Raw genomic sequence first — 22,927 nt, 5'->3', positions numbered from 1 at the left:
ACTAGCTGGTTTTTACTGATAATCATTGCATCAACGGGTAAGTTGATGCTGATATCGCCTTAGTTTTGAATATTCAAGACACTTAATAAAGTGTTTGAGAACTCTTGATGCTTTACCATTTAATGTAATGCATCGTTTTTGAGATTTTTCGTATGATTTACTATTCAAATGAACAATAAATCCTACTATCAGCTTTCCAAATTGTTAAAGAACGGGCTTAAAAAAGCCAAAGATAAATTATGTTTTATCTTTGGCCTCTCTAACTGTGCATGCTTCTCATAATTAACATTATAAGATGTAATGGTGGAGCTATGCGGGATCGAACCGCAGACCTCCTGCGTGCAAGGCAGGCGCTCTCCCAGCTGAGCTATAGCCCCATTACATGCAGTGAATAAAAGTCAAAAAACCAATCAAGTTGGCAAAGCCAAATCGAGTTAATTCAAGGCAGATTTTGACGACGCTTAGTTTTATAAACGAGGAGAAATCTAACGCAGAAATAACGAAGATTTGGTGGGTCAGAGTGGACTTGAACCACCGACCTCACCCTTATCAGGGGTGCGCTCTAACCAGCTGAGCTACAGACCCATTTCTTTTTGGCCTTTTGCGTGTTACTCAGCGTTACTCTCATCGATTCTAAGTCATGAACTTATGTTCACTCCTTGCGAGTCTCTTCAAGTGCCTTGATTAACGCACAAAATCCTCAAAAATGTCTATTTTGAGCTTTTATTCTTTCTTTATATCAAGCATATCTGTGTGAACACTCTACAAAAACAACAAAATCGTGCCGATAAGGAGGTGATCCAGCCCCAGGTTCCCCTAGGGCTACCTTGTTACGACTTCACCCCAGTCATGAACCACAAAGTGGTGAGCGTTCTCCCGAAGGTTAAACTACCCACTTCTTTTGCAGCCCACTCCCATGGTGTGACGGGCGGTGTGTACAAGGCCCGGGAACGTATTCACCGTAGCATTCTGATCTACGATTACTAGCGATTCCGACTTCATGGAGTCGAGTTGCAGACTCCAATCCGGACTACGAACAACTTTATGAGATTAGCTCCACCTCGCGGCTTCGCAACCCTTTGTATTGCCCATTGTAGCACGTGTGTAGCCCTACTCGTAAGGGCCATGATGACTTGACGTCGTCCCCACCTTCCTCCGGTTTATCACCGGCAGTCTCCCTAAAGTTCCCACCCGAAGTGCTGGCAAATAAGGATAAGGGTTGCGCTCGTTGCGGGACTTAACCCAACATTTCACAACACGAGCTGACGACAGCCATGCAGCACCTGTCTCAGAGTTCCCGAAGGCACCAATCCATCTCTGGAAAGTTCTCTGGATGTCAAGAGTAGGTAAGGTTCTTCGCGTTGCATCGAATTAAACCACATGCTCCACCGCTTGTGCGGGCCCCCGTCAATTCATTTGAGTTTTAACCTTGCGGCCGTACTCCCCAGGCGGTCTACTTAATGCGTTAGCTTGAGAACCCAGTCTTCAAGAGACCAAATTCCGAGTAGACATCGTTTACGGCGTGGACTACCAGGGTATCTAATCCTGTTTGCTCCCCACGCTTTCGTGCATGAGCGTCAGTCTTTGTCCAGGGGGCCGCCTTCGCCACCGGTATTCCTTCAGATCTCTACGCATTTCACCGCTACACCTGAAATTCTACCCCCCTCTACAAGACTCTAGTCTGCCAGTTTCAAATGCTATTCCCAGGTTGAGCCCGGGGCTTTCACATCTGACTTAACAGACCGCCTGCGCACGCTTTACGCCCAGTAATTCCGATTAACGCTCGGACCCTCCGTATTACCGCGGCTGCTGGCACGGAGTTAGCCGGTCCTTCTTCTGTGGGTAACGTCACGGCTGCTGGTTATTAACCAACAACTTTTCCTCCCCACTGAAAGTGCTTTACAACCCGAAGGCCTTCTTCACACACGCGGCATGGCTGCATCAGGCTTTCGCCCATTGTGCAATATTCCCCACTGCTGCCTCCCGTAGGAGTCTGGGCCGTGTCTCAGTCCCAGTGTGGCTGATCATCCTCTCAGAACAGCTAGGGATCGTCGCCTAGGTGAGCTCTTACCTCACCTACTAGCTAATCCCACCTGGGCTTATCCAATTGCGCAAGGCCCTAAGGTCCCCTGCTTTTCCCCGTAGGGTTTATGCGGTATTAGCAGTCGTTTCCAACTGTTATCCCCCACAACTGGGCAAATTCCCAGGCATTACTCACCCGTCCGCCGCTCGTCAGCAGAGTAGCAAGCTACTCTCTGTTACCGCTCGACTTGCATGTGTTAGGCCTGCCGCCAGCGTTCAATCTGAGCCATGATCAAACTCTTCAATTAAAGTTTTTGCTCGAAGCTAATGAAAGCTTCTGCTCAATGAATTCTGTCGATTTGACTTACTTCTCTTTATGAAAAGGAAAGTAAACCAAATTTGCATGTTCAAAATGCTTATTTACTTAACGTAAGTCATCACTTTGAAAGTTTGCGTGAACACAATTAATTGAGAAAATTTTTGACTGCTTAATCTATTCACCGAAGTGATAAACCAATACAGTTTCGATTTTGTCAATCTCTGTGAGTGCTCACACAGATTTGCTTGATATATTGTTAAAGAGCGTTTTGACTCTGCGCTTCAAACCTTGATTTAATCAGTGTCCTCAGCGGGTCAGGGCTGCGTATTCTACAGACCTTGTTGTTGGCGTCAAGCAGTTTTTGCAAACTTTTTTCTGCCGTTCAATCTGAGGTTAATTTACTTTTAAAAAGCGCCTTATTCTCGACTGAACCTGACTCGCCAACCTTGCTGCTTAATCGCATTCTTTATGCTAGGAAGAGCTGCTGTGCCGTGTCAGTGGATGCGCATTATAGGGAGATTCTGAAACTGCGCAAGGGCTTTTTTGAAGAAAATTTCTGTTCGAACCTTTTTTGTGCAACACAGGCTTTAATGTTGACCTTCCACATTCACGAACAAAGCTAACCAATTGATTTAAAGCAACTTAAATCAGATTGATAAAAAACACATGTATTCACATTCGTTTCATTATGACTTAACACTAGGATTTCATTAAGCTTTTATTTATTCTTAAACTAAAATGGCTTATGTTAGTTACAGATTTATCTATTTAATGATGAGGGTTCAAGGATGTTTACCTTTAATGTGCGTCAATTACGCTTTGTTTTTTTGCTGACATGTGCTTGTTTTTCCGCGAACGCTACTGTTATATATAAATGGGTAGATAAAAAAGGCGTTACTCATTTTAGTCAAGTGAGACCTGTAAATCAGAAATTTGAGGAAATTAATAGTCATTCATTAGAACCTGCTAAAGTTGGTAGTGTTGCGCCAACCAAGCAAAACACAGAAGTGGGCCAGCCTCATAGTCAAGCTGCTTCTACTGAAAGTAAACTTCAAGCAAGTGAAATTTGTGACCGTGCTAAGCACAGTCTTAATCTGCTGACGACCCATACTAATTTAATAAAACAAGCTGATGATGGAAGTAAAGCGACAACACTTACTGAAGCACAACGCCAGGAAGAGATTATACAACAACGTAAGAGAGTAAAGTTGTTTTGCCCTGAAACTAAAAAACACTAAAGTAGGCTTGCTACTTTAGGGGCTGTTTATCTTTCAGGATTAAATTTTGTGCTATTTAAGCGTTTATCTGTTCAAGGCGTAAGCAGTGAAGCTTAGTCATCTAAGTAAACGGGTTACAACACAGAACAGTGAACGCTCAAAAGCATCTAAGACAGCGTAAGTTGGTCATTTCTACTGCGTTATCGCTTGCTTATTTGGAATACCAAACCGTACAAGCTCTGTCTTGAATAAAACGACCAATTTATAGCTGCAAAAATAATCACGAAAGATAAACAACCCCTAGGGTTTTAAAATTATCAATTAGGTAGATGTTATCTTTTTAATAGGACAACTCTTTAACCGATGTCTGACCATCATTATCAGTAACTTCTAATCGAACATGATTTGCAGCTCGACTTAAACGCAACACCATTCTACGATTACTAGAAAAACCATCGTTAAACTGCCAGTTATGCTTTTTAATCATTCCATCCGGATCGTAACTCTTAGAGACAAACAAGCTTATGTAACTGCCTTTAATAAAGTAAAAGTCTGCTACTGGGGCTTCGCCAACCTGTTCAATAGTCACAACCTGAGAGGTTTGCGCTGTTAAGCCATCATTATCCGTCACGGTTAATACCACATTATATTCACCAGCTTGTTGATAAGCATGCTGCACTGTCTCACCTGCACCTTGAGTTCCGTCTCCAAAATCCCAAGAGTAAGAAACAATTTCGCCATCTTCATCTGCGGCCTGCGCTTCGAATGCCACATTCTGTTGTACAATGTTATATGTAAAGTTCACTGTAGGAGCTACCGTTAAACGCTCCATCAGCAAGGATACAATGATAGGATCATGATCTGATGAACGGTATGCATCAGCAGCATATAACTGTTCTAACTGCGTTGCTGATTTGAACTCTTCATTATAATCCAGTGCTCTTGGTTCATCGGCGTTAATGTGCCAGCTATTTACATCAACAACTTTGTCGACAAGATCTGCCGTTGCGAGTGCATGATCTAACTGACCAGTTGCGCCTCTAAATACAAAAGAATAGCCATCAAGACCAGAAAACTCTGAAACAATATCTACATAGCCATTCTGTTTAAGCTGTTGAATTGGATCTTCTTTGGCGTAAGCATTTAAATCACCTAGTAGTAGAACATTTTGATCAGGGAATTCTGAAGCTAACCACTCACTGATACCTTGCGCTGCTCGAGTACGAGTAATATTACAATTACCTTGTCCATCACCTAAATCTGGATCGTCTAAACTATCGCAATCGCTCCCTTTAGATTTCAAGTGATTAACCGCAATAATAATTGGCTCTTGGGAATCAGAATGAGTAAATGCCTGTACCAACATTGGACGATTTTTACTGTCATTGAATAATGGAACTCCCGCTGCATCTAGTGGCGAGTTTGCACTGGTTAATACTTTTGCTGGTGCATAAGGCTCTACTGTTGTTGAACGATAGATTACCCCAACAGCAATATCATCATCACCTAATGACTGAGTCGGTGTTACGTAGTTAAACATTGCACCTGTCATCATCTCATTTAAGTTAGCAGTTAATTGCGCGATGGCAGAATCATTTCCAAATCCATCATTCTCCATTTCCATTAACGCATAAACATCGGCGTTAATCACTGCCATTGCAGCAACAATCTTGTCTTGTTGTCTTACTAATTCAAAAGGTGTATCAGCGCCTCGCTGGGTAGGAAAGCCATTACCTTGACCATCACCATTAAAGTAATTCAGTACATTAAAGCTCGCTATTTTAAGGTTACTTATTTCATTCAGTTCAGGCGAATCAGTTCGTGGGTTACTGGCAACAAATGAAGGCTCATTGATTGGCATAATGCGATATTGATTAAAGCCGTAGTGAATAATACCAGACAGACTAGTTACTGAATCTCCGATTCTAAGGGTATTTCCAGCACTTAAATTAGGTGCTGGATAGCGAATTAACTCGGGGTTTTGTTTTGTTGATGCATCATCCAGTAGTATGGAGTCTTTAAGGTTGTTTTCAGTCACCAATAATGCCGCATCCCCCGGCATAGCGACTTGAGTTCCTATATAATGACGTTGGCTACCAAGGAGCACCTCACCGAAACGTGCTAAGTTGTGTACTTCATTAACGACCAAACTTTGTGGGAAACTCACTAACATTCCTTCAACGGCTTCAAGCTGTTGCTGATCCTCGAAAGGAAGCTCAATTGTGGTAGCGGCTGGTAAAGCTTGCTGCCCGCACAATGTATGAGCAGACACATTGGTTAATTCAGTCAGCCCATTAAATTCGGCTACATCTGCAATCAATATAATGCTATCTGAAACTTGATAATTGAGTGCTGTGTTACCTGTATAAACGAATATGCCTTCTGAGCTGTTATTGTCGGCATCGTATTCTGATTCAGGCGCTTGAAGCGTGAAACCTTGAAGCCCATCTTGATATTCGAAATTGGCAGTAACAATCCCTGCGACTGTAACCTGTTGGCCATTAAGAGGACTTTGCTCTCCGGAGCCTTGAATATTATGGATTGCTATAGTTTCTGCTTCACAGGTTAACTCAACGGGATCTACCGGATCGGTAGGATCTCCTCCATCGCCGCTAAACATACCAAGATCACTAATGTTGTTTCTTTCGAAACCTTGCCAAACCAATGTTAAGTCGACGTCATCATTAATATCGGTATCGGCGACTAGCTCAGTTGTTATTCTTCTTAATGTATTGTCTCTTGTTGATATATCACCACTTCCCCATTGTGACCCAGGATCAACACCGAATTGACCAATACTATCGATAACTTGATCGTTTTGAGTGAGAGTGATCAAATCATCACCGTTATAGAAACTTTTCGTACTCGTCATGTCTGCAACCGCAAGTATGTCTGCATTTGCATTATTTTCAGCAACAACAAAGGCTTCCTGTGCATCTAATATCCCGAGTAACTCGATTTGGGTTGCCGCTGATGTACTACCGTTGAAATAAAAATTAAGTTTAAAATTACTCAGGTCGATTGGCGCGTTGGTGGGGTTATAGAGTTCGATAGCTTTGTTATTGCTGCTACCTTCGACGTATTCTGTGATGAGTAAATTGTCCGCGGCTAAACTGGTTAGCGATGTAGTACCAAGTGCTAACGCAAAGCCAATTAATTTGGTTCGCATAAAAAATCCTTTTAGATGTTATTTCACTATCACTTTCATTAACAAACACTCAAAAGATATATAATGAAAGTTTAGTCCGTTGTTTTTCAAAATGTATTTATAGACAGCAGAAATTTTTGCATCTTAAACTATATCGGGTACATACCCTAAAAGAATTAAATTACAGAGAAGTTGCACTTTTTTGACGTCTTTAAACTAACCGATTTATTTAGGTTTAACCTAGAAACATCAGTTGACTGCATTATCAAGCGTAGAAAAAATGGCTGATAGTAGGGCGTAGCTTGCAGCAAGTAGTTATTCTACTTGCAAAAGTTACAACGCAGATAGCAGTCATTTTAGCAAGCTTGTGAGCGTAGAGCATTTCACTCATTGGATGAAAAACATGATAATAAAATCATCGTATTGCTCAAACAGTTACTCGTATACTCAGCGTTCAACTGATGTTTTTAGGTTTAAAAGTAAAAACGCCAAAAAGAGATTTAACAAGACTTACAGACTGGCATTTTTTTGGTGAAGCATCTCCGATGATTTACGCTGAAGCGTTGCTACCCCGCGCGCCAATTGCTCTACTGACTTTCGCATAAAGGTTGGAAGCTGATCTAACTCGATAGCCAATAATAAGTTTTTAACTTCTAGTCCAAGTTCTGTATCACCTTCAATGCATAACTGACGTTGGAAAAATAATGTATCTGGATCTTCCACACCAGCCGCAACTTGTATCAATGCAATTGAATCAGCACTGAATGTCACATCGGCCTCAAACGGTTCGCGCACTAACCATTTGTTGTCGTAACTGACCTCAAAGCTAAGGTTAAAATCGGTCACTTTGATTGCAACCCAGCGACCAATGAGAAAACCAAGCTCTTCATCTTCCATTTGCTCTTTCATTAATACAGACAATAACTCTGTGATAATTTTTGCCTTTAATGCAAATGGCACGACAGATAATGAATGTTGAGCGATTGTAGGGACTCGCTTTAACACTTGCTTAGCAGCAAATGATGGCATGGTAGACAGCATAATAATCCTAGCAGAAAACAATGAACAACCAGCATTCTAACTAACCTTTATCGCCCCAAACCTGTCTTACATCAATTCTTAGGCAAACAAATGCCATTAAACTGCTCGCTCAAATAATACTTGAGAGATTCACTATGGAATTGCTTTGCCCTGCTGGTAATCTAGCATCCTTAAAAACAGCGTATAACGCTGGGGCGGATGCGGTTTATCTTGGCTTAAAAGATGACACAAATGCCCGCTCATTCGCAGGGCTTAACTTTAGTCCGAAAAAGTTACAACAAGCCGTTGATATTGCGAAAGACATGGGTAGAAAGATTTATCTAACCATTAATACCTTTCCAAAACCGAACGAAGAAGCACGTTGGTATAAAGCCATAGATATAGCAGCTGATCTGGATATGGATGCGCTGATTATGGCTGATTTATCTTTACTCGATTATGCTCACCGTAACCATCCACAACTTCCGCTGCATCTTTCTGTACAAGCGAGTGCGACCAACCTTGGGGCGCTGAGTTTATACAAGCAAGAGTTTAATATCGAACGCGCTGTACTTCCTCGTGTGTTATCAATGAAACAAGTCAGAGACTTAGCTAAAGTTAGCCCTGTAGATCTAGAAGTGTTTGCTTTCGGTAGTTTATGCATCATGGCTGAAGGTCGCTGCCATTTATCATCCTACGTAACGGGTCAATCGCCTAATACTGGCGGAAGCTGCTCACCGGCACAACATGTCCGGTGGCAAGAACAAGGCGGGGATCAAATCACCCGTCTGAACGATGTGATGATAGACAAAAGTGGCAAAGATGAACAAATGGGGTACCCCGTCGTCTGTAAAGGGAGTTACGTCACGGAAGAAGATAATAATCCCGAGTATATGTTGGAATCTCCCACCAGCTTAAACACCTTAAGCCTGATCCCTGAATTACATAAAGCGGGGGTAGTTTCACTAAAAATTGAAGGCCGTCAACGTAGTCCTGCTTATGTTGAGCAAGTCACTCGTGTCTGGCGCAATGCGATTGATACCTTCATGAAATTTCCTAAAACCTTCACTTGCCAAAAAGAGTGGAATCAAGCTTTAGACAAAGTATCTGAAGGCCAAACAACGACATTAGGCGCGTACGAACGCAGCTGGCAATAAGAGAACCTAGAAAAACAGTTAGACGCTTAAGGTTTAAACTCAAATATTTTTAACCTAGAAGAAGTAAAACACTAGGCATCCTTATACTTGCTAAAATTATTGTTAGCGGTGTTACGAATCTTACAGGTAAGACTCCTACCTGCTGCGATTCAAGCCTTACTATCAAAAAGTTTTGCTAGGTCTAAGAATGCTTCCGACTATTTTTCTAGGTTTGAGGAGTAGCAAATGCAGATCAGTTTAGGGCCATTATTATATTTTTGGCCAAAAGAAAAAGTATTCGAATTCTATAGGCAAGTAGCACAAAGCAACATTCCTGTTGTTTACCTTGGAGAAGCAGTGTGTACCCGCCGCCGTGAGCTCAAATTTAAAGATTATCTTGAACTTGCCACTATGCTTAAGTCAGCCGGAAAACAAGTCTACCTTTCAACGTTAGCGTTACTTGAAACGCCATCTGAATACACAGAATTGAAGCGTCAAATCGAGACAGCAGGTTTAAAAATTGAAGCCAACGATCTTGCTGCTGTGCATGTCGCCAAAGAAATGAATATTCCGTTTGTTTGTGGGCCTACGATTAACAATTACAACCTAGCAAGTTTATTGAAAATGCACCAGTGGGGTATGACGAGATTTGTTGTTCCGGTCGAATTATCAAAAGATTGGTTACAAAAAGTTATGGACGCGCATGAGGGACCGCTTCCTTTCGAAGTCGAAGTATTTGGTCATGGTCATGCACCTCTAGCTCTCTCTGCCCGTTGCTTCACAGCTAGGCACAAAGGTATTGCTAAAGATAAATGTGAGTTTGTCTGCATCAAGTACCCAAAAGGATTACTGGCACAAACCCAAGAAGACGAGCCTTTGCTCAGACTCAATGGTATCCAAACTCAAGCTGCTGCATGTACTGATTTGAGTAGTGAGATTACTGTTATGGAAAGCATGGGGATTTCACATTTCAGATTATCGCCGTCGAGTATGGCAAGTATTGAAATCGCAGAAAAATTAATGAGTGGCCAACTTATTCCTACTAACTCAAACACATGTGATGGTTATTGGTTTGGTGAAGCAGGGTTTAATCAGTGTCAAACTTAAGCATTGTGTGGCAACAGACGGTTTGAATTAACTAGCGCTTCCAACGCTCGAGTAATTTCATTTTCACCTTCATCAAAGTGAGGAACAACATTCCATATAGAGGTGGGGTGCCTTACATACTTTATACTATAACGCCCAGAAAACGCTCTATCGACTCTTAACTTGATAGAGTCTTTCGGCTCATATGGAAAGTCTATGTATGCTGGAATATCCACTTCTTGGACAGTTCCTTTTGTGACAGAAACATAGTTTAAGATTGATGAATGAACATGTAGATCCATAAAACTGGAATGGAAAAAAGTTCTCAGGAAATCATCAAAAGTACTTGATTTTCTTTTCACCCTAAAAGTAAACACATAATAGCTTTCTGAAGAACAAGGAAAGACCTCAGAGTCAATATCAAAGTAATGTGAATTGATTAATTGATGTTCTTTGACCTTCCCACTTTGATCCATTAAAGGTTGGCGCAATTGATCGCACTTATTGAAGCTTGTGTCATCTTTTGCTTCAGCGTAAATCACATGTCCAGAAAGGCGATTCATTGCAGGAAAATCAACAGGATTATTCATTGTCTGAAGGTCTCTACTATTAAACTACTTATATTAGGGGCTGTTTATCTTTCAGGATTAAATTTTGTGCTATTTGAGCGTTTATCTGTTCAAGCCGTAAGCAGTGAAGCTTAGTCATCTAAGTAAACGGGTTACAACACAGAATAGTGAACGCTCAAAAGCATCTAAGACAGCGTAAATTGGTCATTTCTACTGCGTTATCGCTTGCTTATTTGGAATACCAAACCGCACAAGCTCTGTCTTGTATAAAACGACCAATTTATCGCTGCAAAAATAATCACTAAAGATAAGCAGCCCCTAATTACAGTAATTAAATGCTCAACTCAGAACTATGTATGTGCTCAACGTGCAATCGAAATTGATGAAGGCATAGTTGTTACCGACATACACTGCTGTCGTTATTACATTGCTACGTCAAGACAATTTTGAGAAATATTCGTTATAAACCAAAGTGAGAACATACAAGCTCCCAAAGAGCAAGGCTAAAGGGTTCCATAGCTGCGTTACAAGCACTTGAATTATCCCGACAAAAGCCTAAGTGCGTTGAACGCCAGTTTTGTATGGCGGCCGGAGGGAATATAGTACCTCGAGCTTGTGCCTTGCACTAAAACCCTTTAACTCTTGCTGAGTGAGAGATTAATTACTGTAATTGGTATTAGATTATCACTCTGCTCTTAACTCGAACTGAATACACGTTACAGTTATTGATTACATTTAAAAACCTCAACTCTGAACCAAAAGGCATAAAATTGAACCATAAAATCATCGTATTGTTCAAACAGTTGCTCGTGTACTCAGCGTTCAACTGGTGTTTTTAGGTTGAATGTAAAGAAAGTTGCGGAAGAAAGTATATCGATGAGGTCTCGTCACTCCAGCGCAGGCTGGAAACGAAGTAACTACAGTTTTGTATGTCGGTAGTCTAGCGCCTTTACTTTTTTCTATAAATGTCACTGGATACCAGCCTTCGCTGGTATGACAAAGATTGCTACTTTCTAAATCGCTAGATCCCTAAATCTGCAAATTTAGCACCAATAAGCATCACTTCAAAAATCAATGCAAAAATATGATAAAAAATTTACAGCTAACCGTTAACTCGGTAACCTTGCGCCATAACTTTTGTAATTCTGCACAATGTTTAGTTTGAATATTCAATCGAGACTTGTTCTTTGAACAATATGAAAACACATCACAAATTAAGGTGAGATCACGTGACACAAAAAAAACAAAAACATAACATAAAAACCATTCTCACCTTTTTGATACCTTCAATTATAGGCTTATTGATCTTTATGACCCCTGTTAGTCATAACGGTGATATCACGATTCCGATTGCGGTCGTGGCTAAGTTTTTACAACAAGAATTTAGTGGTTTCATTCAACCCCTACTGGCCGCTATTGTTATTGGTATGAGCATCTTAACAATAGGCGTGAAAATTTTTAGACCAGCCAAAATTGTCAATCACCATTTCTTTAACGAGTTGTTCAACCCAAATTGGTTTTGGACTATTGTGCGTGTTTTCGGTGCGATATTCATAGCTCTCACCTTTTTCAAAGTAGGACCTGAAGCAGTACGTTCAGCCGACACTGGCGGTTTAGTTTTTCATGAGTTATTGCCGGTTTTATTTTCTGTATTCATCATTGCAGGTCTGCTTTTACCACTACTACTAAACTTCGGTTTATTAGAGATAGCTGGTGCGCTACTCACAAAAATTATGCGTCCGCTATTCAAACTACCTGGTCGCAGTGCTATTGGTTGTATTACTTCTTGGCTCGGCGATGGCAGCGTCGGTATTTTGATGACGGCAAAACAATATGAGAATAATACTTTTACCCAACGGGAAGCCGCAGTAATCGCAACAACCTTTTCAGCTGTGTCTATCACTTTTAGTTTGGTTGTTATTACTCAAGTGAACTTAGCACATTTGTTTTTGCCATTTTATTTAACCGTCTGTTTAGCCGGTTTTGTTGCTGCCATTATCGTGCCTAAATTGCCACCGTTGTCTCGAAAAAAAGATACCTTTCTTAATGGCGAAGTCAGAGTGAAAGACGATGACATAATCCCAGCAGGTCGTAGCTCGTTATCATGGGGTTATCAACTTGCACTTGAAAAAGCTCAGCATGCACCGAACGTAAAGAGCTTCTTTAAAGAGGGTCTAAAAAATGTGGCAGACATGGTATTCGGCATTATCCCTGTGGTAATGGCCATTGGCACAGTGGCGCTTGTAGTGGCCGATAAAACGCCTGTTTTTGATTATATGGGTATGCCATTCATTCCATTACTTGAACTGCTACAAATACCCGAAGCCACTCAAGCATCTAAAAGTATTGTAGTTGGATTTGCTGATATGTTTTTGCCCGCGATTTTAGCAGCATCAATTGAATCTGATTTAACTCGTTTTGTTATTGCTGCATTATCAGTAAGTCAGTTGATCTACATGAGTGAAGTCGGTGCATTGCTCATTGGCAGCAAAATTCCTGTGAACTTTTTAGAATTATTAATGATCTTCGTACTGAGAACCTTAGTTACACTACCAGTCATTGCTGGCGCAGCACATCTTATTTTTTAGTCATTGATTGATAGCCTAAAGGAGAAGCAACCGCTTCTCCTTTGTCATTCTAACGTCACAAATTATTCATTTATCGTTAAACTTCCTTAACTAAGCTTTTGATTGAAATACCTCAATAGCTTGTTCAAGGAATAAACATGACTTTTGTGAGAACGGGTGAAAACCAGCAACCTAACTCAGTATTTACCCCATTAACTGAACAAGATAACCAGCATAAAACGTCAGCTCCAAACAGAAAAAAACAACCAGAACACCAACATTACAACGCCATTTGGCTCTCAGATATTCACTTAGGTTGCAAAGATTGTAAGGCCGAGTTTCTACTGCAACTTTTAGAGCAAACCAGCTTCGACAACCTCTACCTGATTGGCGACATTATTGATTTATGGGCACTTAAAAAGCGTTTATTTTGGCCAACTTCCCATCAAAAAGTGCTTCAAAAAATCATTACCATTGCACAAGGAAACACACGTGTTATCTTTGTGCCAGGTAACCATGATGAATTACTAAAAGATTATCACGGCATCAGTTTCAGCCAAATAGAAATCCATCCTGAGTATCAACACATCACGGCATCAGGAAAGAAGTTACTCATGGTGCACGGCGATCAATTTGACTCTCAAGTCTGCATAGCACGCTATTATGCCAAACTAGGCGATCACCTTTATGATTTCTTGCTCTTCATCAACCGTCACCTTCATGCCATACGTCGTAAGTTTGGCCATCCATATTGGTCTTTAGCCAGTTATATAAAATTGAGAGTAAATAAAGCGCAGGAAGCGATTAAGCGTTACCAACAAGCTGTAGTTAACTACGCGAAATCAAAAGAAGTGGATGGTATTTTTTGTGGACACATTCACCAACCAGAGCTGGTAGAAGAAGCTGGAGTGATTTACGGCAATGACGGTGATTGGATTGAAAACTGTACTTTAATCGCTGAGCAAAAATGCGGTGAACTGCAACTACTACAGTGGGATGATGCGAACCAAAACACTAAAGTCCTAAGCACTATCCCTCCCTTTAACTCCCCAGTTAAATCGAACACTCCTGTGACAGCAACGGACATCATTGATGAACATATCCCATCACTCTCGATGCATAATAATTAAAGAGGATCACCATGATTTTTACTGTCGATAAAGTGGTCAAAGATAATTTACCCCGCATTGAACAAAAGCAATGGCTGGCAAAACCGACTAAAGCCATGCTCCGTTACTTGTTAAATGAAAAAAAATGTAACGAAATAGCGATAAAACACGCACATCAAACAGGTATCGATTTTGTTGAAAAGGTATTAGAAAGCTTCAATTTCAGTTACTCAGTGCCCAACAATGAACTTGAGAATATTCCTAAGGAAGGTCGAGTAATCATTTTTGCTAATCACCCTATAGGCTCTTTGGATGCCCTTGCACTCATTAAACTGATCAGTGAAGTAAGAAGCGATATCAAAGTCATCGCGAATGAGTTATTGATGGCACTCACTCCATTACATAATATCCTTTTGCCTGTACGCAATATGACGGGCGGCACACCTAAGCAAAATCTAGAAAATATCCATGCACACCTGAAAAACGACGGTGCCATTTTAATCTTTCCAGCAGGAGAAGTATCACGACTTCGCCCTCAAGGAGTTCGAGATACTACTTGGCAAACAGGTTTTGTAAAAATGGCTGCCGCTTGTAATGCACCACTTTTACCTATGTTTGCCGATGCCAAAAACTCAGCTATGTTTTATGGCGCATCCATGATTTACAAACCCTTAGCAACACTGCTTTTAGTCAAAGAGATGTTCAAGCAAGCTGAGAAAAACATGCCCATACGAATTGGCCGATTAATCCCCTGTGACGCTATTAGTAACAATGACTTTCCACTTAAAATAAAAGTAAAACTACTCAAAAACCACTTATATCGTATAGCAAAAGATCGTTCTGAATTATTCAACACCCAAAGCCCTATTGCTCATCCTGTCGATCGTGCTGAATTACAGCAAGCTTTGACACAATGTGAGCTTCTAGGTACAACCGCAGATGACAAGCTTATTTACTTGTACAAACATCAGTCATCAAGCCCAATCATGAGAGAAATAGGACGTCTACGAGAAATAGCTTTTCGAGCCGTTGGCGAAGGCACAGGACAGCGCCGCGATATTGATAAGTATGATTCTTATTATCTGCATCTCGTTTTATGGGATAAATCAGACTTAGAAATTGTTGGCGCGTATCGTTTTGCTAGTGCAGTTGATACTCATAAGCAACAAGACAACACAGCGTTATACAGTCAATCTTTGTTCGACTACCATGACAATTTCTCTCCATATTTTGAGCGCGGTTTGGAGCTCGGGCGTAGCTTCGTTCAACCTAAATATTGGGGGAAACGCAGTTTAGAGTATTTGTGGTATGGCATAGGTGCATTTCTCGCAAAACACCCTCAATATCGATATTTATTTGGGCCAGTCACAATTAGCGGTCAACTTCCTTTACAGGCCAAAGAGTTACTGGTGCACTTTTATCAAACACAATTTGCCCCTGCTCAACCACTGGCGACCTCACACTCGCCATTCATCATTTCCAACTCAAGACAACAAGAGTTGAATACAATCTATGACTCTACTGTTGATTTAGAAGCATCAAATTATTCAACTGATTTTCGAACCCTCAAGCATTTATTAGCCGAACAAGGCGTCGCCGTCCCCACCCTATTTAAGCAATACAGCGAGCTTTGCGAACCAAATGGTGTCAAATTTTTAGATTTTGGAATCGATACAGAGTTTAGTGATTGCGTTGATGGCCTTGTTCTCGTTGATCTGCACATGCTATTACCGAAAAAGCGAGCTAAGTATTTAACCTAGAAAATCAGTTGGACGCATAGAAGTAAGGGTAGTGGGCTGAAGCAGTGAATTGATCTATCATGGTTGCACTCTAGTTTCATTTATTTTAGAGAATATCATGCGTCACTCTGTAGATGTTCAATCCCCTCACTGTCAAAGTACTTCAATATCAAAAGCAGGAAAAAGCCCAAAGGAGCAGCAAAGATATTTATGTACCAACTCTGAGTGCCCGAAAAAACATTCTTACTTCATTATGTTAAGCGTGCTTGGGAAGATGAAGTAAAAGAAACAGCCATTGACATGGTACTTAATTGTAGCGGAATAAGGGATACAGGTAGAGTGTTAAATATACACAAGAATACAGTGATAAACGCCATTAAAAAAAAGAAAAGAGCATTGTCCACGTAAATCCTAATTACACTCAAAGAGATAGCAACTCAAACATTGAAATCGATATAGAGTTGGTCTGCGAAGAAGCAGAGATCGATGAGCAATGGTCATTTGTAGGTAAAAAGGTTAACCAGAGGTGGCTATGGCATGCCATAGACCATAGTACGAATACAGTTGTTCTTATGTCTTGGGGAAAAGAACAGACGAGGCTTTCAAAGAGTTACAGACATTGCTCGAGCCACTAGGCATAAAGAAATATTATACCGATGACTGGGGTGCGTATAGGCGTAATTTGCCACCAGAACAGCATGAAGTAGGAAAAACTAATACCCAAAAGATTGAGAGGAAAAACCTCAATTTTAGAACTTGGATTAAAAGATTAGCACGAAGAACGATTTGTTTTTCAAAGTTAGAAAGTATGCACGATACGGTAATAGGTTTGTTAATCAATCGAGTAGAATTTGGGATTGATATTCATGCTTACCACTAAATTAGCCCACTACCATAAATCGGTTGGGAGTGTTCATATACGCAGAATAAATTACTGATTGCAAGGCATAAGTAGCAGCAATTAGTGGTTACCGACATACAAAACTGTCGTTACTTCGTTTCTAATTGCAAAATTTATAACGCAGCTAGCGGTGATTTTGGCAAGTATATGAATGTTCAGCACTCACCTGATGGGTGAATTAGGGTTGTTTAGTTTTGTATTTAACTTCAATAGATTAAAGCTAAATTGTGCGTTCAACCGATTTATTTAGGTTTATGGCCATGTAATCGCTTGGCTGCGTATACGTTGAGACAAATCCCACAACAGAATAAAGCGCTTCGTGGCGCTCCCTAGATAAATCGGTTGGGAGTGTTCATATACGCAGAATAAATTACTGATTGCAAGGCATAAGTAGCAGCAATTAGTGGTTACCGACATACAAAACTGTCGTTACTTCGTTTCTAATTGCAAAATTTATAACGCAGCTAGCGGTGATTTTGGCAAGTATATGAATGTTCAGCATTCACCTGATAGGTGAATTAGGGCTGTTTAATTTTGCATTTAATTTCAATAGATTAGAGTTAAACTGTGCGTTCAACCGATTTATTTAGGTTAAGCATCATGGGTATAACTGTGGTACCAATCAACAAAAGATTGAATACCTTCTTGCAGTGATGTTTTTGGTAAGGGATGACCATTAGACTTAAGTTTAGTCACATCTGCCCACCTGTCTTGAACATCACCCGCCTGAATGGGGTGCAAGTTTAATTTGGCTTTTTCACCCATCGTATTTTCGATGACTGAAATGAAATCAAATAGTGTTTGAGGGTTATTTGAACCAATATTGTAGAGTTCAAATGGAACAACTTTATCTGTATTTAACCTATTAACCATTAAGCTTGAGATTACATCTACCACATCGTCAATATAGGTAAAATCTCGCATCATTTTACCATAGTTATAAAGGGTTACTTCTTGTTCAGCATCAATAGCCTCGACAAATTTAAATAAAGCCATATCCGGACGGTTCCAGGGACCATAAACAGTGAAGAAACGCATTCCAGTAATGGGAAGCTGATAGAGTTTGCTATAGCTATAGGCCATAACTTCATTGGCTTTCTTAGTGGCAGCATATAATGAAACGGGCTCATCCGTTGGTGCGGTTTCGGCTAAAGGCATCGTATTCGATGTTCCGTAAACAGAGCTTGATGAAGCAAACAATAAATGTTTTGTATTGTGATGACGGCAACACTCCAAAATATGAGTCATACCAACCAAATTGCTCTTGCTATAACTTACCGGTGCTTCAATAGGGTACCTCACACCGACTTGAGCTGCTAGATGGACTACATAGTCAAATTCATGCTCATAGAACAGCTGTTCTAAACTAACAAGATCAGCGAGATCACCATGGGTAAATCGAAATGTTTCATAGTCCTGTAGTATCCCGAGACGAGCGACTTTAAGCATAGGATCGTAATAATCGTTCAGATTATCAATTCCGATGACCGTCATTCCCATTTCTAGTAAACGTTTTGCAATATGAAAACCGATGAATCCCGCAACTCCAGTGACTAAAATCGGCTTCTTAGTGTTGATTTTATTCAATATTAAAATTCCACATCCTTGTACGGTGAGTATTTATAACTTTTTATTAGTTTCGGTTTATCACAATCACTCAATCATTGTTTTTGACTTAACAAATACCAACTTCTCCGATGATCATAACCAAGTCGACGCTTGTATCATTTTAATAACTACTAATTTCAGTACCTAGGGATCTAACGATTTAGAAAGTACCAATCTTTGTCATACCAGCGGAGGCTGGTATCCAGTGACTTTCTATAGGAAAAAGCAAAGGCACTAGACTACCGACATACAAAACTGTCGTTACTTAGATGACTAAGCTTCACTGCTTACGCCTTGAACCTAAACGTTCATGATAGGCATAGATGTCATATGCGTTTACTTTGGCTACTATTTTTCTATCACACTACACCATGAAAATTGTATTCGCTGAGATTTGAAGATTATTTCCAACCTAAGCTAAAGGTGAAGTGATTTTTAGCTTTTATGCTTTCACTAACAGGCTTGGGAATAGGTGTTAGCGGCTATTTTCACGGTAAAAACATCAGTTGAACGCTGAGTATATGAGTAACTGTTTGAGTCAATAAGATGACTTTATCATCATGGCACTTCACCCAATGAGTGAAGTGCTCTACGCTCACAAGCTTGCTAAAATGGCTGCTATCTGCCTTGTAACTTTTGCAAGTAGAATAACTACTTGCTGCAAGCTACGCCTTACTATCAGCCTTTTTTTCTACGCTTGAGAACGCAATCAACTGATGCTTCTAGGTTGAACAGATAAACGCTCAAATAGCACAAAATTTAATCATGAAAGATAAACAGCCCCTAGTTACCTTGCTCATTTTTGACTGGAATTAATAATGCGAGATACATCATTTGCCAACAGACTAATTGCTGAATTGTATTGAACCTAAAAACATCAGTTGAACGCTGAGTATATGAGTAACTGTTTGAGCAATTTGCTGATTTTATTATCATGTTTTTCACCCAATGAGTGAAATGCTCTACGCTCACAAGCTTGCTAAAATGACTGCTATCTGCGTTGTAACTTTTGCAAGTAGAATAACTACTTGCTGCAAGCTACGTCTTAATATCAGCCATTTTTTCTACGCTTGAGAATGCAGTCAACTGATGTTTCTAGGTTGAATGCGTTTTCTAATGGTAATACCAGTCAATCCATTTTCATCTTTAATTCAAAAAAGTTACCCGAAACAACCGAGTCATCTATGAAACTGGAACTTTATTAATGAGCATAGTTGTTAATCTTCACAATGCAATGAACGTGATAGTGAATTGAAATAAAAAAGAGGAACTCACTCTTTTTGGCTAGTACAAGGCTACGTTTTCAATACAAATTTGGAAAATAAATGAATCACCCTCAAAAGGGGCGAGGAATTAAACCCGAAGTGATTAAAATTCCACAGTAAGAGTTGGGAATTTGACTTTCACTACACAGAATTACATCACCAACAACAATAATAATACCAATTACAGTAATTAACTTCCCACTCAGCAAGAGCTAAAGGATTTCAATACAAGGCGCAAGTTTGAAGTACTGTCGGGATAATTCAAGTGCTTGTAACGCAGTAATGGAACCCTTTAGCCTTGCCCTTCGGGAGCTTGTATGTGCTCAAACTACTTCTCAAAATTGTCTTGACTTAGCAATGTAATAACGACAGTTTTGTATGTCGGTAACAACTATGCCTACATCAATTTCGATTGCACTTTGAGCACATACATAGCTCTGAGTTGAGCATTTAATTACTGTAATTGGTATTACTTCGTTTCTACTTTCAAAATTTATAACGCAGCTAACGGTGATTTTGGCAAATATATAAATGTTAAGCACTCACCTGATTCATTTAGGAGCATGGGCAAGGTTATACTCTGGCATATAACTGGCATATAACTGGCAGGTAGAAAACTCTATTTTTAAGTAGAGTAGGCTACTGGCTTCGCTATCGCTTATCCAGCAGCCCCTCTTCGATTCCGTGCATGAGGTTTTCCCTCACACGGCTCTGTTGTTACACTTCTCTCAGCTCCTTCACTTTGCTTATCATCTTGTCGTGGGTAAATACTCAAGACCAGCTTGGCGTAATTTTTCGTAAGCACCTCGTGATAGATACTTGCTGCGACGTTGACTTAAGCGACGATGCCATCGATAGAACCGGTTTACTACAAATCCATTTATTCTGAAAAATACACCTCTGGGATAACCTATCCCACCAAAATAGTGTTTCCATCCCCTCAGAACTTGATTAACCTTATTTATCAGTACGCCAAGTGTATTTGAGGTTCGGTGTTTCACTATGTCTCTGATTTTATTTTTCAGCTTTGTTTGGCTCTTCTTAGACGCCTGTATCTTGATGTAACTGGTGCCTTTGATGAGGCCTGTGATCCGTTGAAAGTTAAAACCGAGGAAATCAAACTCATTCATCAGCTTTCCCATATCCACACAGTGGGTTTTACTTTGATTTAGCTTCAGACCTTCATCACTTAATTGCTGTGTTATCCAGTCCAGTTGCTCTTGTGTGTAGGTTTGCTTATGAAGTACAACAAAATCATCTGCATAGGTAACGATTTTACACGGTGTTTTTTCGTGTATTTTCAAACAGAAATCGTTGAGATAGATGTTAGCCAGTAGTGGAGAGATAACTCCGCCTTGCGGAGTGCCACATCGGCTTGCTTCTATTCGCCATTTCCCGTTGACCGTCTCTATGCTGATGGGCGCTTTGATAAAGCTTTTCAGTAAACTCAGAAAGCTGCTGTCGCTTATTCGCCTTTCTACTTTTGCCATCAACTTAGCGTGCGGGATGGTATCGAAATAGGCACTCAAGTCAGCATCGAGTACGTGCTGGTAGCCTTGTTTTAGGCTCATTTCAATGACTTTTACCGCTTGCTGGGCGCTTCGACATGGACGATAACCATAACTGTGTTCATGTAAATGAGGTTCGTAGACGGGTTGCATCACTATTGTCATCGCCATTTGCACAATTCTGTCACTGATTATCGGGATCCCAAGTTTCCGCGTTTTGCCGTTGTCTTTGAGTATTTCTACTCGTTTGACTGGGCTAGGTCGATAGTTTTTCTGTTGTAATTGAGTTTGAATTTCTTTTAACAGCGCAACGACTTTCTTTTGCTGCTCTAGATAACTGAATGTGATGCCATCAATTCCTGCTCCGCCTTTATTGGCTTTGCATCGTCGATAGGCTTCTTCGAGTATATCTAGGCGACTGAGTTTATCGTACAAGCTGTAAAATCGTAGCTCCGAGTTAAGCTTTGAGCGTAAGTAAAGTTTTCGCTGTAATATTCTGATATTTACTGGAGTGTTAGCCATATGGCAATTTCACCTCAAAAGTTACGTTAAAAACGGGTGTAACACTGAGTCCCTTCCCTGATGTGAAGTTATGTTGTCTTCACGGTTAACGGTACTATGGGCTCATCCGACTGCCTGAGCGCCCTATCTGAAATTTCGGTTTACCTTATATTCGGATAGTGGAAGTCACTACCTTCCAACACTCAGGCTCTCCCACGTTCACTTTATTTCCTTCAATACATGCCACTTCATATTACGCCGGAAGATCAAACAGATGCATTTACCAGTTGCTTCTCTGTTTGTGTCAGGGTTCGTCAACTAGGAAAGACTCCCCATCTTCATTTTTTGATTTACGACGCTTAACTGAATTCGCTTGATGCTGCGGCCTACATTGCATCTCAACCTTTATTCAAGGCCTTTGTCACAGGGCTTCATGTCATAGCGGTTACCCATTATGCATGCCCGTCAGATTTCGGGATGAACTGGTAATTATCCCGTCAGGTACGTTTCAACCTGATGGACTTATTATAAATAATAACGTTGCTGTCTCTGGTTTATGGCCATGTAATCGCTTGGCTGCGTATACGTTGAGACAAATCCCGCAACAGAATAAAGCGCTTCGTGGCGCTCCCTAGATACATCAGTTGACTGCGTTCTCAAGCGTAGAAAAAATGGCTGATAATAAGGCGTAGCTTGCAGCAAGTAGTTATTCTACTTGCAAAAGTTACAACGCAGATAGCAGTCATTTTAGCAAGCTTGTGAGCGTAGAGCACTTCACTCATTGGGTGAAAGCCATGATGATAAAATCATCCAATTGCTCAAACAGTTACTCGTATACTCAGCGTTCAACTGATGTTTTTAGGTTTAATGTTCTAAAAACATTAATGAGATAAATGAGATAAATGAGATAAATGAGGGAATGTGAGTATTTAAAAGATAAAACGGGTTCAATGTAAGTAATACATTAAACCCATTATGGAGTTAGATGATACGATTTTTTTGTAACATTTCCTGCCTTTCTTGCTCTTTTTCCATACGACGTTTACGCCTGTCACAAGGATCGTCACAATCACAAGCTTTTTCAATTCCTAAAGCACCTAAGCCACCACAACTTCCCTCAACGGCCTTCTTCTTAACAAGAAAACCAATCGACATCAGTAAAAAAAACGCTAATAACACAACAAATGCGGCGATAAAGGTGCCCATATAAAC

At 40.4% G+C, this 22,927-nt stretch carries 14 protein-coding genes, 2 tRNA genes, 1 rRNA gene and 1 pseudogene; 9 read left to right on the top strand and 9 right to left on the bottom strand.

Annotated features, from left to right (window positions below):
- Positions 1 to 301 precede the first annotated feature (301 nt).
- The 3 genes from E2I05_RS03550 to E2I05_RS03540 all read right to left on the bottom strand — a co-directional run bounded on the left by E2I05_RS03550 (position 302) and on the right by E2I05_RS03540 (position 2,330).
- Positions 302 to 377, bottom strand: a tRNA-Ala gene (locus tag E2I05_RS03550).
- Between the two features lie 131 nt (positions 378 to 508).
- Positions 509 to 585: transfer RNA gene (locus E2I05_RS03545), tRNA-Ile, on the bottom strand.
- 203 nt (positions 586 to 788) lie between these two features.
- Positions 789 to 2,330: ribosomal RNA gene (locus E2I05_RS03540) — 16S ribosomal RNA — on the bottom strand.
- Positions 2,331 to 3,129: 799 nt separating this feature from the next.
- Here E2I05_RS03540 and E2I05_RS03535 point away from each other — a divergent pair.
- On the top strand, positions 3,130 to 3,579 hold the full coding sequence (locus E2I05_RS03535) for a DUF4124 domain-containing protein (RefSeq protein ID WP_121854655.1): 450 nt from the start codon (positions 3,130 to 3,132) through the stop codon (positions 3,577 to 3,579).
- A gap of 319 nt (positions 3,580 to 3,898) precedes the next feature.
- Here the strand turns inward: E2I05_RS03535 and E2I05_RS03530 are convergent, their stop codons facing one another.
- Positions 3,899 to 6,727: an ExeM/NucH family extracellular endonuclease gene (locus tag E2I05_RS03530; RefSeq protein ID WP_121854656.1), complete on the bottom strand. Its 2,829-nt coding sequence runs from the start codon at positions 6,725 to 6,727 to the stop codon at positions 3,899 to 3,901.
- A gap of 489 nt (positions 6,728 to 7,216) precedes the next feature.
- The gene (gene ubiT / locus E2I05_RS03525) at positions 7,217 to 7,747 is read right to left on the bottom strand and encodes a ubiquinone anaerobic biosynthesis accessory factor UbiT (protein ID WP_121854657.1); all 531 of its coding nucleotides are present in this window, start codon (positions 7,745 to 7,747) and stop codon (positions 7,217 to 7,219) included.
- Positions 7,748 to 7,881: 134 nt separating this feature from the next.
- Here ubiT and ubiU point away from each other — a divergent pair, with 134 nt between their 5' ends.
- Positions 7,882 to 8,883 carry a ubiquinone anaerobic biosynthesis protein UbiU gene (gene ubiU / locus E2I05_RS03520; RefSeq protein WP_121854658.1) on the top strand — a complete coding sequence of 334 codons (1,002 nt, stop codon included), beginning with the start codon at positions 7,882 to 7,884 and terminating at the stop codon, positions 8,881 to 8,883.
- A gap of 225 nt (positions 8,884 to 9,108) precedes the next feature.
- Entirely contained in the window at positions 9,109 to 9,969 is an 861-nt protein-coding gene (locus E2I05_RS03515) for a U32 family peptidase (protein WP_121854659.1), read from the top strand.
- Here E2I05_RS03515 and E2I05_RS03510 read toward each other — a convergent pair.
- Positions 9,966 to 10,538 carry a hypothetical protein gene (locus tag E2I05_RS03510; RefSeq protein ID WP_121854660.1) on the bottom strand — a complete coding sequence of 191 codons (573 nt, stop codon included), beginning with the start codon at positions 10,536 to 10,538 and terminating at the stop codon, positions 9,966 to 9,968. The two genes, E2I05_RS03515 and E2I05_RS03510, sit on opposite strands and share 4 nt — an antisense overlap.
- Positions 10,539 to 11,746: 1,208 nt before the next feature.
- On the opposite strand from E2I05_RS03510, the gene E2I05_RS03505 reads away from it, so the two are divergent.
- The 6 genes and pseudogenes from E2I05_RS03505 (at position 11,747) to E2I05_RS22930 (ending at position 16,812) form a co-directional block, all read left to right on the top strand.
- Positions 11,747 to 13,105, top strand: a complete 1,359-nt coding sequence (locus E2I05_RS03505; RefSeq protein ID WP_243641133.1) for a YjiH family protein — start codon at positions 11,747 to 11,749, stop codon at positions 13,103 to 13,105.
- Between the two features lie 137 nt (positions 13,106 to 13,242).
- A complete protein-coding gene (locus tag E2I05_RS03500; protein WP_121854661.1) occupies positions 13,243 to 14,214 on the top strand; it encodes a UDP-2,3-diacylglucosamine diphosphatase in 972 nt (323 codons plus the stop codon).
- Between the two features lie 11 nt (positions 14,215 to 14,225).
- Positions 14,226 to 15,953, top strand: a complete 1,728-nt coding sequence (olsF, locus tag E2I05_RS03495) for a bifunctional ornithine lipid synthase OlsF (protein WP_121854662.1) — start codon at positions 14,226 to 14,228, stop codon at positions 15,951 to 15,953.
- Between the two features lie 97 nt (positions 15,954 to 16,050).
- Positions 16,051 to 16,215 carry an IS1/IS1595 family N-terminal zinc-binding domain-containing protein gene (locus E2I05_RS22940; RefSeq protein WP_121854663.1) on the top strand — a complete coding sequence of 55 codons (165 nt, stop codon included), beginning with the start codon at positions 16,051 to 16,053 and terminating at the stop codon, positions 16,213 to 16,215.
- Positions 16,158 to 16,340 (top strand): IS1 family transposase, encoded by a 183-nt coding sequence (locus E2I05_RS22935; protein WP_133372209.1) that lies wholly within the window; start codon positions 16,158 to 16,160, stop codon positions 16,338 to 16,340. The genes E2I05_RS22940 and E2I05_RS22935 overlap by 58 nt, the downstream gene beginning before the upstream one ends.
- Before the next feature lie 53 nt (positions 16,341 to 16,393).
- Positions 16,394 to 16,812: pseudogene (locus E2I05_RS22930) on the top strand (IS1 family transposase).
- A gap of 612 nt (positions 16,813 to 17,424) precedes the next feature.
- Here the strand turns inward: E2I05_RS22930 and E2I05_RS03485 are convergent.
- From E2I05_RS03485 to nqrM, 3 genes are all read right to left on the bottom strand, one after another.
- Positions 17,425 to 18,420 (bottom strand): NAD-dependent epimerase/dehydratase family protein, encoded by a 996-nt coding sequence (locus E2I05_RS03485; protein WP_243641167.1) that lies wholly within the window; start codon positions 18,418 to 18,420, stop codon positions 17,425 to 17,427.
- Between the two features lie 2,035 nt (positions 18,421 to 20,455).
- Positions 20,456 to 21,736: a group II intron reverse transcriptase/maturase gene (gene ltrA, locus E2I05_RS03480; RefSeq protein ID WP_133309423.1), complete on the bottom strand. Its 1,281-nt coding sequence runs from the start codon at positions 21,734 to 21,736 to the stop codon at positions 20,456 to 20,458.
- 960 nt (positions 21,737 to 22,696) lie between these two features.
- Positions 22,697 to 22,921, bottom strand: a complete 225-nt coding sequence (gene nqrM, locus E2I05_RS03475; protein ID WP_121854061.1) for a (Na+)-NQR maturation NqrM — start codon at positions 22,919 to 22,921, stop codon at positions 22,697 to 22,699.
- Positions 22,922 to 22,927 lie beyond the last annotated feature (6 nt).

This window comes from Parashewanella spongiae (genome assembly GCF_004358345.1).
Lineage (GTDB): Bacteria > Pseudomonadota > Gammaproteobacteria > Enterobacterales > Shewanellaceae > Parashewanella > Parashewanella spongiae.
The sequence above is the reverse complement of the archived record's forward strand: the minus strand, read 5'-3'. Positions and strand labels throughout refer to the sequence as shown.

What these genes read in the sequence shown, in the direction of transcription:
- E2I05_RS03535 (WP_121854655.1), top strand. Translation starts at nt 3,130, where the DNA reads ATGTTTACCTTTAATGTGCGTCAATTACGCTTTGTTTTTTTGCTGACA.
- E2I05_RS03530 (WP_121854656.1), bottom strand. Translation starts at nt 6,727, where the DNA reads ATGCGAACCAAATTAATTGGCTTTGCGTTAGCACTTGGTACTACATCG.
- ubiT (WP_121854657.1), bottom strand. Translation starts at nt 7,747, where the DNA reads ATGCTGTCTACCATGCCATCATTTGCTGCTAAGCAAGTGTTAAAGCGA.
- ubiU (WP_121854658.1), top strand. Translation starts at nt 7,882, where the DNA reads ATGGAATTGCTTTGCCCTGCTGGTAATCTAGCATCCTTAAAAACAGCG.
- E2I05_RS03515 (WP_121854659.1), top strand. Translation starts at nt 9,109, where the DNA reads ATGCAGATCAGTTTAGGGCCATTATTATATTTTTGGCCAAAAGAAAAA.
- E2I05_RS03510 (WP_121854660.1), bottom strand. Translation starts at nt 10,538, where the DNA reads ATGAATAATCCTGTTGATTTTCCTGCAATGAATCGCCTTTCTGGACAT.
- E2I05_RS03500 (WP_121854661.1), top strand. Translation starts at nt 13,243, where the DNA reads ATGACTTTTGTGAGAACGGGTGAAAACCAGCAACCTAACTCAGTATTT.
- olsF (WP_121854662.1), top strand. Translation starts at nt 14,226, where the DNA reads ATGATTTTTACTGTCGATAAAGTGGTCAAAGATAATTTACCCCGCATT.
- E2I05_RS22940 (WP_121854663.1), top strand. Translation starts at nt 16,051, where the DNA reads ATGCGTCACTCTGTAGATGTTCAATCCCCTCACTGTCAAAGTACTTCA.
- ltrA (WP_133309423.1), bottom strand. Translation starts at nt 21,736, where the DNA reads ATGGCTAACACTCCAGTAAATATCAGAATATTACAGCGAAAACTTTAC.
- nqrM (WP_121854061.1), bottom strand. Translation starts at nt 22,921, where the DNA reads ATGGGCACCTTTATCGCCGCATTTGTTGTGTTATTAGCGTTTTTTTTA.